The 8734-nt window shown below is 67.9% G+C and carries 8 protein-coding genes and 1 tRNA gene; 3 read left to right on the top strand and 6 right to left on the bottom strand.

Annotated features, from left to right (window positions below; genetic code table 11):
• Positions 1-215: 215 nt before the first annotated feature.
• Positions 216-288, top strand: a tRNA-Ala gene (locus tag ACFSJG_RS13875).
• Positions 289-343: 55 nt separating this feature from the next.
• Here the strand turns inward: ACFSJG_RS13875 and ACFSJG_RS13870 are convergent.
• Both ACFSJG_RS13870 and ACFSJG_RS13865 read right to left on the bottom strand, forming a co-directional pair.
• The gene (locus ACFSJG_RS13870; RefSeq protein WP_378485779.1) at positions 344-565 is read right to left on the bottom strand and encodes an amphi-Trp domain-containing protein; all 222 of its coding nucleotides are present in this window, start codon (positions 563-565) and stop codon (positions 344-346) included.
• Positions 566-845: 280 nt separating this feature from the next.
• The gene (locus ACFSJG_RS13865; RefSeq protein WP_378485778.1) at positions 846-1256 is read right to left on the bottom strand and encodes a TIGR03667 family PPOX class F420-dependent oxidoreductase; all 411 of its coding nucleotides are present in this window, start codon (positions 1254-1256) and stop codon (positions 846-848) included.
• Positions 1257-1346: 90 nt separating this feature from the next.
• Here ACFSJG_RS13865 and ACFSJG_RS13860 point away from each other — a divergent pair, with 90 nt between their 5' ends.
• Both ACFSJG_RS13860 and ACFSJG_RS13855 read left to right on the top strand, forming a co-directional pair.
• Positions 1347-1856 carry a hypothetical protein gene (locus tag ACFSJG_RS13860; protein ID WP_378485777.1) on the top strand — a complete coding sequence of 170 codons (510 nt, stop codon included), beginning with the start codon at positions 1347-1349 and terminating at the stop codon, positions 1854-1856.
• Positions 1857-1984: 128 nt separating this feature from the next.
• On the top strand, positions 1985-2407 hold the full coding sequence (locus tag ACFSJG_RS13855) for a nitroreductase family deazaflavin-dependent oxidoreductase (protein ID WP_378485989.1): 423 nt from the start codon (positions 1985-1987) through the stop codon (positions 2405-2407).
• 77 nt (positions 2408-2484) lie between these two features.
• Here ACFSJG_RS13855 and ppsA read toward each other — a convergent pair whose 3' ends face one another.
• The 4 genes from ppsA to ACFSJG_RS13835 all read right to left on the bottom strand — a co-directional run bounded on the left by ppsA (position 2485) and on the right by ACFSJG_RS13835 (position 8692).
• Entirely contained in the window at positions 2485-4866 is a 2382-nt protein-coding gene (gene ppsA / locus ACFSJG_RS13850) for a phosphoenolpyruvate synthase (RefSeq protein ID WP_378485776.1), read from the bottom strand.
• A gap of 11 nt (positions 4867-4877) precedes the next feature.
• A complete protein-coding gene (locus ACFSJG_RS13845; RefSeq protein ID WP_378485775.1) occupies positions 4878-5717 on the bottom strand; it encodes a pyruvate, water dikinase regulatory protein in 840 nt (279 codons plus the stop codon).
• A gap of 110 nt (positions 5718-5827) precedes the next feature.
• Positions 5828-7186 (bottom strand): PQQ-dependent sugar dehydrogenase, encoded by a 1359-nt coding sequence (locus ACFSJG_RS13840; protein WP_378485774.1) that lies wholly within the window; start codon positions 7184-7186, stop codon positions 5828-5830.
• A gap of 270 nt (positions 7187-7456) precedes the next feature.
• Positions 7457-8692, bottom strand: coding sequence for an ABC transporter substrate-binding protein (locus ACFSJG_RS13835; RefSeq protein ID WP_378485773.1), 1236 nt, complete (start codon positions 8690-8692; stop codon positions 7457-7459).
• Between the last annotated feature and the right edge of the window lie 42 nt (positions 8693-8734).

Below are 8734 nucleotides of genomic sequence, written 5' to 3'. Positions count from 1 at the left end.
ACGCGCTCGGCAACCCGAACTGGGTGTCCGAACTCAACTGACGACCTCTCGGTGGTCGGCGCCGACAGCGGCGCCGACCACCCAGTCGAGGCGGATAGCAGTTCTGACCAGCCGATTTGTTGCCGCAACAGATGGTGGTGTAACTTTTTCCAGGCGAGAGCGGAACGGCCCGGATCGATTCGGACCAGCCGGACCGGGCTCGAACAAGTGAACACGGGGCTATGGCGCAGCTGGTAGCGCACCACACTGGCAGTGTGGGGGTCAGGGGTTCGAGTCCCCTTAGCTCCACAAGACGAAACCCGCTCTGTTCTCGGACAGGGCGGGTTTCGTCGTATCTGGGCACCTACCAGGAAATCTCGACCTCGATCTCCGACTCCTCGCCCCGCTCGATCTCGACCTTCAACTTCACCACCGGCGGGATGTCGACGCGCACCGTCTTGTTGTTCACGACGAAGGACACCTCGTTGTGGCGCGCGATCGCATCGGCGAGGTCGCGTAGCCGCTGCGCGGCGTCTTCGCGGCTGAGTTCGGTCTTGGTCTCGTGTTCGAACAGTTCGTCGCTCATCCGACCATCTGAGCTGACGTGAACCGGGCGGTCAAGGGACGTCACGGCAACGCCGCGGGAACATCTGCCGACGGGTTGGTCAGCGTGAGCGCGTTGCGGACCGGGTCCCGTCGGTCGCGGCCGAGGAGTCCGCGGTCAACGTCACCTCGCAGCGGTTGTGGCGCGCTGCCCGGGGCGTGGCGGAAACCGGCGGCGGAGCACTGTCGATCTTCGAGCTGATGGGGCGTCCTGCAGCGTCGGCGGTGCGGCCGGCATCGTGAACCGATCCGAGGTGCCTTCGTCACCAGGCGCGTAGCCGATCCGGTGTCACCCGCACGAGAACCGAATAGGACTGCCGGAACTCGTCGGGTGGCATGTCGATCGAGGTGAAGCCGCGCTCGTACTTCCGGGCGTACGCGGCCCACTCGGCCGCGGTGGGCCCGGATTCGTCGATCACGGCCTTTCCGGTGAACACCGCGACATCGCCGCCGTGGGCGTCCGAGTTGAGGTGCAGGGCCACACCGGGGCTGGTGGTGACATTGCGCAGCTTGGCTGTCCCAGGCTCGCTGAACAGCAGGAAACTGCCGTCGGACCAGAGGAACCAGACAGGGGTGGGCACGGGCGCGAGATCCGGGCGGACGGTCGTCAGCCAGATGACGTCTTCGCCGATCAGTCGCTCGGTGACCCGTGGGGAGATCTCGAGTGTCGCCATGTCGACGTAACGCGGTGGCGCTGCCGGTCATTCCCCGCCGGGTGGAGCGGTCGGTTCGGTCGAGTGCGGCCAGGCGCTATCGTCGGGCCAATGGATCTCGTGGTCACGTCGGACACCGGACCGGTCGGCGACGTGTACCGGCTGGCGAGCGAGTTGCAGGACGCCGGAGCCGACTTCGCTGCCGCCACGAAGGCGGTCCCCGGCACCCTCGTGATCTGTCTGCGCTGCCTGCCCGAGAGCGGCGGCCGGAGGTCGTTCACCCGCTTCGAGAGGACCGAACCCTCGATGCTCGTCGACGCCTGTGTGTCCGAGGAAGCGATGGGTGGACGCACCGCAGCGCAGCAACGCGAGGCTGTTGGGGAGCTGTTGCGCCACTGGATCGGAAAGGCGTCGCGATTGCGGTCGGCGCCGTGGTCACCCTCCCAGCGGGCCCAGCTCAGGCAAGCCGCCGAACAGTCCCTGACGACGCTCGGATGGCTCTACGGTCCACGGTCCCGGGCCGCCGAACTGTGCCGGGCGGGAATCCCTCTGGACGACATCGCCGAGGCGACAGGGCTCCCGCTGAGCGAGGTCGAAGACCTGTTCGCCGACCCGCTCTGACCCTGCCGCCGGTCCTGTCCGGGCTGTGCCGGCCTCGGGAGGTCAAGGACGAGTCCGGGCCCCCACGGCGACCGGGAGGGCGCGATGATCCTGGAATGGTGGACGCCTCGGAGGTGTTGGCGATGAGTATGAGCGATCAACCGGAACTCAGCCCTGAGGGCTGGGTACGTGACCAGACCGAGAAGATCCTGGAACAGGGAACGACCGACGGCGTTCAGGCGTTGGATCGCCCGATCGTCCTCTTCACCACCACCGGGGCGAAGTCGGGCAAGCAGCGCTACGTCCCGCTGATGCGGGTCGAGGAGGACGGCAGGTACGCGATGGTGGCGTCCAAGGGCGGCGCACCCGGCCACCCGTCGTGGTATTTCAATGTGAAGGCACACCCGCAGATCACGGTGCAGGACGGGACGACGGTCCGCGAGCTCACCGCGCGGGAGATCGACGGCGCCGAACGCGAGCACTGGTGGGAACTGGCGGTGGCCGCGTTTCCGCCGTACGCCGAGTACCAGACCAAGACGCGGCGTCGGATCCCCGTCTTCGTCCTCGAGTGACCTGACGCCGTTCGGCCCGGCGAGAAGCCGATGCTCCCCACGCACGTCGCGCCGCGACGTGCGTGGGGAGTGCTGACTCAGCCGAGTGCGGCCAGTCGCTGCCAGGTGTCGACGACGGTGTCCGGGTTCAGGGACATGGACTCGATGCCCTGTTCGAGCAGCCATTCGGCGAGATCGACGTGGTCGCTGGGCCCCTGCCCACAGATGCCCACGTACTTGCCGCGGGCCTTGCAGGCCGAGATCGCCGCTGCGAGCATGTGCTTCACGGCGGGGTCACGTTCGTCGAAGGAGTCTGCGACGAGCGCGGAATCGCGGTCGAGCCCGAGCGTCAGCTGCGTCATGTCATTCGACCCGATGGAGAACCCGTCGAAGTGGTCGAGGAATGCGTCGGCGATGACTGCGTTGGACGGCACCTCGCACATCATGATGACCTCGAGTCCGTTCTCACCGCGTCGCAACCCGTGCGAGGCGAGCAGCGAGATGACGCCCTCGGCCTCGGCGAGAGTGCGGACGAACGGGATCATGATCTTGACGTTCGTCAGACCCATCTCGTCGCGGACGTACTTCAGCGCCGCGCACTCCATCGCGAAGCAGTCGGCGAAGTCCTTCGACAGGTACCGCGACGCGCCGCGGTAGCCGATCATCGGGTTCTCCTCGTCGGGCTCGTAGAGCTCGCCGCCGACGAGTTTCGCGTACTCGTTGGACTTGAAGTCCGACATGCGCACGATCACCGGATGCGGCGCGAAGGCCGCGGCGATCGTCGCGACGCCCTCGGCGACCCGGTCCACGAAGAACTCGCGGGGGCTCGGGTAGGCGGCGATCGCGTCAGCGATCTTCTCCTTGAGCGGCGCGTCGAGGGTGTCGAAGTCGAGCAGGGCCTTCGGGTGGATGCCGATCTGGCGGTTGATGACGAACTCGAGGCGTGCGAGTCCGACGCCGTTGTTCGGCAGGCGGGAGAAGGCGAAGGCCTGCTCCGGAGTCCCGACGTTCATCATGATCTTGGTGCCGATCTCGGGCATCGCCTCGATCGAGGACTCGGTGACCTCGAAGTCGAGCAGGCTCTCGTACACGTAACCGGTATCGCCCTCCGCGCACGAGACCGTCACCTCGCGGCCGGCGGTGAGAGCCCGTGTGGCGTCACCGGTTCCGACGACGGCGGGGATACCCAGCTCGCGGGCGATGATCGCCGCGTGACAGGTACGGCCACCGCGGTTGGTCACGATCGCGCTGGCGCGCTTCATGATCGGTTCCCAGTCGGGGTCGGTCATGTCCGCGACGAGAACCTCTCCGGCCTGGAACTCGTGCATCTGTTCCACCGACTCGAGGACGCGGACCGCACCGGCGCCGATACGGGCGCCGATCGCGCGGCCCTCGACGAGGACGGTGCCGGTCTCGTTCAGCCTGAAGCGCTGCTGGCCGGTCACAGCCGCCCGCGACTGCACCGTCTCCGGACGAGCCTGGAGGATGTACAGCTCGCCGTCGACGCCGTCCTTGCCCCACTCGATGTCCATCGGGCGCCCGTAGTGTTCTTCGATCAGCAATGCCTGACGGGCGAGCGCCTCGACCTCCGCGTCGGTGAGGCTCAGCAGACGCCGATCAGCGGGATCGACGTCGACGAACTCGGTCGTCCTGCCGACCGAGCGGTCGGCGGTGTAGACCATCTTGGTCGCCTTCGACCCGACGCCGCGCTTGAGCACGGCAGGACGGCCCGCGCGCAGGGACGGCTTGTACACGTAGAACTCGTCGGGGTTCACCGCGCCCTGGACGACGGCCTCGCCCAGGCCGTACGAGGACGTCACGAACACGGCATCGGGGAAACCCGACTCGGTGTCGATGGTGAACATGACGCCCGAGGTCCCGATGTCGGAGCGCACCATCTTCTGCACGCCCGCCGACAACGCGACGGCGTCGTGGTCGAAGTTGTGGTGCACCCGGTACGCGATGGCGCGGTCGTTGTACAGCGATGCGAACACCTCGTGCATCGCCTGCAGGATCGCGTCGACGCCCCGCACGTTGAGGAAGGTCTCCTGCTGCCCGGCGAACGACGCGTCCGGCAGGTCCTCGGCGGTCGCGCTGGACCGGACGGCGAACGACGCGTCGTCCGATCCGCCCGACAGCTCTGCGAACGCCGTCCGGATATCGGCGTCGAGATCGGCCGGGAAGGGCTGCTCCATGACCGCTGCCCGGATCTCCCGGCCTGCCTCGGCCAGGGCCTGCACGTCGTCGGTGTCGAGGCCGGCGAGCCGCGCGCTGATCGTCTCGGCCAGGATCGTGCCCGTAGCGCTCGGCTGGTTCACGAATCGGCGGAACGCGTCGGCGGTCGTCGCGAACCCGTTCGGGACCCGGACCCCGACGTTCGTCAGGTTGCGGACCATCTCGCCCAGCGACGCGTTCTTGCCGCCCACCTGTTCGAGGTCGGCGAGGCCGAGGTCGGCGAACCACCGGACGTTTGTGTTCATGAACTGGCTCCTCAATCGTGACGACGGGACTTGCGTGCGAGCACTTGCAGGATGAGGGTGGACATCTCCTCGACGGATTTCGCCGACGAGTCGATGACGGGCAGGTCGTGCGTGCGATACATCTCCTCCGCACGCTTGAGCTCATAGGTGCACTGGCGCAGTGACGCGTACGTCGAGTCGGGGCGACGTTCCGTCCGCACCGCACTCAGGCGCGCTGCGGTGGTGATGATCCCGAAGCAGCGGTCCTGGAGATGCCGGATCGGGAGCGGCAGGTCGGTGCTCACGAGATCCTCGTCGACCAGTGGGTAGTTCGCGACCCGCAGTCCGTGTTGCAGTGCGAGGTACATGGTCGTGGGAGTCTTGCCGCAGCGCGACGGCGCCACCAGGATCACGTCGGCCTTGTCCAGTGTGCGAACACGCTGGCCGTCGTCGTGCTCGATCGAGTACTCGACGGCCTGCATACGCGCGTTGTAGCGCTTGACGTCACCCACGCCGTGCAGACGTGCGGGAGTCCGGGCGCCGCGGGTGCCGAGGATCGACTCGACCTGCTGCATGTGCATGTCGAAGAAGTCGATGACGGGGGCGCGGGTCTTCTGCAACTCGAGACGCACGTCGTCGAGGGCCGCCGTCACGAACACGAGCGGTGTCACACCGCGGTCCATCGTTGCGTCGATCCTGTGCACGACCTCGCGGGCGTCGTCGGCAGTGGTGATGAACGGGATCAGCGTTCGGTCGAACCGGTGATCGGGAAAGTGCAGGAGCAGGGCGTTGCCCATGGTCTCGGCGCTGATCCCGGTGCTGTCCGAGAGGAAGAAGACCGGGATCGTGTCACCGGTGTACGTCTCGTTCACCCCGTCGATTCCTGTCGTCGCCGTTGCAGTGTGGGCCCCCATCCTTTCCTAAACCGTTCCCGAGCGGTCGGGTAGGTCGCTCATCGAGCCGCTCACGGAGGTCGCGCCCATCACGTTCCGGGGGCGAGACGGTAGACGAGGCCGGCGTCGTCGTCCGTGACGTACAGCGATCCATCCGGGCCGGGGACCGCGGTGACGGTGCGGCCCCAGCGCGAACCGTCGTCGTCCTGAAAGCCGGTGACCAGTGCGATCGGCGGACCGAGCGTGGCCGTCGCGGCGTCCCATGGGGTGAACGCGACGGACGGCGGGCGCGGCGGCTCCCGGTTCCATGAGCCGTGGGCGGTGATCAGGGCACCGCTCCCGAGCGCCCGTTCGATCGGAGTGCCCGCCGTGAACTCGAGGCCGAGCGGCGCGGAGTGGGCAGGCAGCCCGACCATCGTGTTCGGGAGGGTGGCGCAGTCGAGTTCGTGTCCGTCCGGGTTGTTCATCGGGTCGGGCACGTAGGGAACGTCGGTGATGCCGCCGCGGGTGTCGGGGACGCACAGCGGCCAACCGAGGTCGGTGCCGGGAGCGATGCGGGAAATCTGTTCGATCGGGTTCTCGTTGACGTACCCGCGCACCGACTCCCTGTAGCGTCCGGTGTCGTCCCGGAACGGGTACGGCTGGTTGTCGGACTGGTTGACCGCGACGAACAGTGTCCCGTCCGGGCCGACGTCGAGTCCGAAGCCGTTGCGCACGCCGGTGGCGACGACGCTGTTCCCGGTCCCGTCGAGACCCACCTGCCAGACGGTGGCGCGTTGCGGATCGGCAGTGCGGTCCGCGGGATCCCGGTTCGCGCTCGATCCGAGGCTGTAGAAGACGGTGTCGCCTCGGACGGTCACCGCCTTCTTGCCGTGGCCGGAGGACGGCAGTCCGTCGACGAGGATCCGCCGGTTGGATGCGCTGCCGTCCGCGTAGTCCCATGCCACGATCCGTGTGGCCTCACCGACGACGAGCACCGATCGCCCGTTCTGCTCGGCGAACGCCACTCCCTGCGGGTCGTCGAGGCCGTCGAGCAGCGTGGTCGACGACGGTGCCTCGCCCTCCGACGTGGGGACGAGGCGTGTCACGACGCCCTGATCTCCGGTGGACACGACGACGCTGCCGTCGGGTGCCCAGGCTGCGAGCCGCGCGCCGGGGACGTCGGCCCAGATCTCGGCGTTCCACCCGGACGGAACGTTCAGCGATCTGCCGTCGGCGGAACCCGGATCCGTGCCCGCGGTGACGGTGAGTTCGACTGGCGCGAGCCCGTCACTGCCGGCGTCCACCGCCGGGTCCGTGGCGGTCGTGGATGTCGGCGCAAGCCCGGTGCCGTCGCCGTCCGGACCGTTCGAGCAGGCGCTGACCGCGAGCACGAGAACTCCCGACACAGCAAGCGCGGCGCTTCGTCCCGATCGGCGCCGCGCGCGGGCCGCATGTGTTCGCTGCATGGTTCGACGCTAGGGGATGTCTCCCGATCCCTCTCGGATGCTCCTGGCGAATCAATCGTTGTCCGGCAAGGCGGAGGAGAAGCAGATACCGGGGTTGTATCTGCGCCGACGACAACGCAGCGGGGCGGCGATTGAGCGCCAGGTGCGCCGACAAGGGGATTGGGAGACATGCCCCAGGCGTGACACGCAGCGCTCGCTCGTGCAGCGCGCACAGGACCGCGGCGCCCGATGACTCGGGCGCCGCGGTCGTCGATCACGTCGGCTGTGGAATCACTGCCCCGACGTCTGCGGCGGAACGACACTGACCGCCTGCGGGTCGGTGAGCACGCCGTCCTTCATGGTGAGGACGATCATCTTGTTGCCGCAGATCGACGACATCCCGGGGATGGCGGTGCCGTCGCAGGTGAACGTGACGCCCTCCGCCGCGGGCAACGGGATGTCCTTGGCGCCCCGCAGTGCGTTGCCGACGGTCTCCTTCGTGACGTCACCGGTGAGGCCCTGGACGGCTCGCACGAACCCGAGCATGCTCTGGTAGCCGGTCACGGCGTAGCCCTCGGTGGAGGTGTCCGGTGCGTACTTCGCCATGATCTCCCGGTACAGGACGGATTCGGGCTTGTCCGACACGGAGTCGCCGCTGCTGAAGATCTTCATGTCCTCCACTGCAGTCGGTCCGACGGCGGACACGACGTCGGGTGCCGCACAGGTCTGCGGAGCGATGATCTGGGCCGTCGAACCGAGCGTGCTCAGGGCCTTGATGACCGATGTGCAGACGGTGGATTCGCCGTACACGAGGACGCCCTGCGGGTCCTTGTCGAGGCCGGCGCTGACCTGCGGCGTCGCGTCCGGGGTGCCGAAGGGAATGGTGATGAGTTCGAACTCCATGCCGTTCGCCCGGAACGCCGGTCCGCCCATCCGCTCCAGCGAGCCAGTGGCAGCAGGGCTGTCGATGCTGTACGCGACAGCCGTCTTCCAGCCCTGCTCCTTGCCGTAGGCGGCCATCGCCTGCGAGGTGTTGGAGCCTGCGGTCCAGACGAACGAGTTCTCGCTCATGATCTCGGCGGGGCTGCCGCCGAGCGCAGTCGCGTAGGGGATCCCTGCGCCGGTGATGATCGGATTGACGATGCTGCCGAGGCCGGTGCTGGTGACGACCACCGCGGGCACGTTCTGTTCGACCATCTGCTGTGCGCAGTCGCGCGCCGCGGTCGGCTCCTCCTGGGTCTTGCAGACCACCAACTCGATCGGCCGTCCAGCGATACCGCCGAGGTTCTCGTTCGCGTACTTGGTGGCGGCCTCGGCGGCCTCACGGGTCTCCGGCTGCGAGATCGCCTGTCCGCCTTCGTTGGTGAGGAGCCCGATGCGGACCGGTTCGCCCGAAGCCACCTTTCCGGCGAAGGCGCCGGGCGGCAGTTCGGCGCTGGGGCTCGCGCCGTCCACCGTGTTGCTGTCGTCGTCGCTGCTGCACGCGGCCAGGGAGGTGGCCACGACCGCCGCGGCCGTGGCAGCCACGATCCGCAAGGTCCTGGTTCGGCGAGCGGTCTTCATTGATTC

Origin of the sequence: Rhodococcus gannanensis, from assembly GCF_042681175.1 — a bacterium.
GTDB classification, from domain to species: domain Bacteria; phylum Actinomycetota; class Actinomycetes; order Mycobacteriales; family Mycobacteriaceae; genus Rhodococcus_G; species Rhodococcus_G gannanensis.
This window is presented reverse-complemented; position numbering and strand designations above follow the sequence as displayed.